Genomic DNA, 2,889 nt, shown 5'->3' with positions numbered 1-2,889 from the left:
TACATCAACGCCGGGGACTACTTCGGCGGTCATGAGCAGGAGGACATCGACTCCCTTCTGGACGCACTGGATTCCAACTATCTTGGCTGGTCCTCAACGATGGCGCCTCTGATCATAGGCAACCGCGAGACACCGGCGCTCGGCGAAACCCTCACCGAAAGTTTCTGCAGCATTGATCCCACCATCGCCCGGCACTTCGCGCGTGTGACGTTCCTCTCCGACAACCGGAGGGACCTGCGGGATGTCACGACGCCCACTCTGATCCTGCAATGCCAGGACGACATCATCGCGCCGTTGCCCGTCGGCCAATTCGTGCACGAAGAGATCGCCGGCAGCTCACTCGTGGTGATGTCAGCCACCGGCCACTGCCCCAACCTCTCCGCACCTGAAGAACTGCGCGCCGAGATCCGTGCGTACCTCGGCTGACGCGGGCACAGAGCATCCGTTGTCTCAGGTGGACTTCGAAGAGCTCTTCGACAACGCTCCATGCGGGTACGTCGTCACGACGCCGGAGTGGGTGATCATCGTAGCCAATGCCACCTTCGCGACGATGATCGGGCGTCCAGCGACCGAGCTCGCCGGTCGGTCGCTTGTCGAGCTGCTGACCACAGGGAGCCAGCTGTTCCACGAGACACGCCACGTCCCGGTGCTCCTGCTCAAGGGCCGAGCGGATGAGGTCGCCCTGTCCCTTCGGCTTGCCGACGGCACGACACTGCCTACCCTGGTGAACTCCGTATTGATCACGGGCGACGACGGCGAACCGGAAGAGATCCGGATCGCCGTGTTCGACTCGACCGGGCGACGTGACTATGAGCGGGACCTGCTTGCGGCTCGGCGTGCCGCTGAGTCGTCGGAGACCCGAGTACGTGTTCTTCAGCAGGCGTCGAGCGCGTTCACCCTTGCCGACACCGAAGAGCTCCTCACCGCGGCCCTCGCGGGCACTGTCCGGGATGCCTTCACCGCGACACACGCGTCCGTTCTGCTCTTCGACGCGAGGGGAAACCTTCAACTGGTCGCTGGCACGAACCCGCTGCATGAGCGTGTGACGGCCGGAGGGTCGACGCCCGCCACGGAGGCGCTCCGGCTCAGGCGGACGGTCACGATCTCGAACCCTGACGAGGCGGATGAGTACCATCCTGGCCTCGGCGAGGCTCTCCGCTCGGCGCGTCTCGAGGCAGCGACCGCCACGCCCCTTCTCGACAAAGGGGAACCGACGGGTGTCGTCGTGTGTCACTTCGGACGGCAGCGTCAGTTCGACGACGGATCGCTTGAACTCTTCGAGACGCTGGCGAGGCAGTCCTCGCACGTGCTCGCGCGCATCCGTCTTCAGGAACAGCTGGCGGAACTCGCCTTGCACGATCAGCTCACCGGCCTCGCCAACCGTAAACTGCTCGAAGAGCGGCTCGACCAGACCCTCGCCGCCGTGATTCGGAACAAACGTTCCGTCGCGATCCTCTTCCTCGACCTCGACGGGTTCAAGGTTGTCAACGACCGATGCGGGCACGCCGTCGGAGACTCCGTCCTCCAGCAGGTCTCTGAACGCCTGCACGGCGTCGTCCGGGCAGGCGACACAATCGGTCGGTACGGCGGCGACGAGTTCGTGATCATCTGTGAGGACACCGGCCAGGTCGCCGCGACAGTGATCGCCGACCGGATCCGTACCGTCGTCCGCGAGCCGCTGCAGGGCGTCCCGGCGTCGTGCCCGATCTCCGCGAGCGTCGGCATCGCGCTGCTTGGCCCGTCGACGAACCCGGCGATCTCCACGGACAACGTTCTTCAGCTGGCGGATGCCGCGATGTACGCCTCGAAGAACGCAGGCAAAGATCGTGTCACGACAGTCTCGGTCTAGCCGTACTCTCGCAGCTGCCCGGGAAGCATCGGGCACGGCGCCCCACACGCCCGTTCCAGGTCAACGATAGAATTATTGATCCCCGCCCATGTTCTTGTGCGGAATAACCCGAATACGTGGAGGTCTGGCCAGTGGGAACGCTCACTTACGACTCGAAAGTGACCGCAAGCATTGACGATCGCATCCTCGCGCATTTGCAGGTCGTCATCCTGGCGAAGCTCCGCAGGGGTGAACCGTTTGCCTTCACCTGGAAGGAGAACGCAAACGGACTGGGGCGTACAACCATCTGGATCCACAATGCGATTTCGCTGACCTTCCAGTACTACGGCGGCAAGACACCACAGCTCAATTCCCGCTGGATCCAGGCCCTCGTCCGTTCCTCGAATTCGGTGGGCGGACTCGAGATCGTGCCAGAGCCGCCTGCTGCACCGCTGCCGGCAGCAGAACCGGCTCTTTGACACCCGCGACGCAAGCGGTTTCCGGTTGCGTCACGAGACCGGCCGTTTGTCCAGTCGGTTCAGTCCGGTTTCCGCCTCTGTGGCGTGCCAGCTAGGCCCGTGCGCGCTGTTGCCCGGGCGAGCTAGGCCCGTGCGGGCTGTTGCCCGGGCGAGCTAGGCCTGTGCGGGCTGTTACTCCCGCACCACCCGGGGCAGCTCGGTCACAGGGATCAGCACGATGTCCTCGACCTTCCAGTCGAGTGCGATGCAGCCCTCGCGCGCCTTCTCGAGATCGGCGAGGCTCACCGTTCGTCGCGAGAGCGGTACAACGAAGGATTCAATGTGGAAGACGTGACCCTGGTCGCGGGCGCGGGAACCGGCATCCGCTACCCAGTCAAGGGATCTCAGGTACTCGTCGACCTTGTTGACGATCGGGTGGGGCTTGGAATCATCGAAAGTCATGGCGCGAGTGTCCATGAGGTCTTCGACGGCGGCGCGCATGTTCTTCAGGCCGTCCCACAAAATGATGCCGGCGATGAACAGTGCGGCGCCCGAGTCCGCCCACCACAGGCCGAGGCCGATCCCGCCGACGCCGACGATGGA

Annotated in this window: 3 protein-coding genes and 1 pseudogene; 3 read left to right on the top strand and 1 reads right to left on the bottom strand. The window is 64.2% G+C overall.

Annotation, left to right across the window (positions count from 1 at the left end):
• From JWP90_RS05065 to JWP90_RS05055, 3 genes are all read left to right on the top strand, one after another.
• A partial coding sequence (locus JWP90_RS05065) for an alpha/beta hydrolase (RefSeq protein ID WP_297360548.1) occupies positions 1-426 on the top strand: 426 nt, incomplete at its 5' end.
• A gap of 28 nt (positions 427-454) precedes the next feature.
• Positions 455-1,849 (top strand): diguanylate cyclase, encoded by a 1,395-nt coding sequence (locus JWP90_RS05060; RefSeq protein WP_297360546.1) that lies wholly within the window; start codon positions 455-457, stop codon positions 1,847-1,849.
• A 158-nt stretch (positions 1,850-2,007) separates the two neighbouring features.
• Positions 2,008-2,307 carry an ATP-dependent DNA ligase gene (locus JWP90_RS05055; RefSeq protein WP_367182672.1) on the top strand — a complete coding sequence of 100 codons (300 nt, stop codon included), beginning with the start codon at positions 2,008-2,010 and terminating at the stop codon, positions 2,305-2,307.
• A gap of 171 nt (positions 2,308-2,478) precedes the next feature.
• Here JWP90_RS05055 and JWP90_RS05050 read toward each other — a convergent pair.
• Positions 2,479-2,889 (bottom strand): annotated as a pseudogene (locus tag JWP90_RS05050) (cation transporter); the annotation flags it as partial.

Origin of the sequence: Mycetocola sp., from assembly GCF_025464835.1 — a bacterium.
Taxonomy (GTDB): Bacteria; Actinomycetota; Actinomycetes; order Actinomycetales; family Microbacteriaceae; genus Mycetocola_A.
The sequence above is the reverse complement of the archived record's forward strand: the minus strand, read 5'-3'. Positions and strand labels throughout refer to the sequence as shown.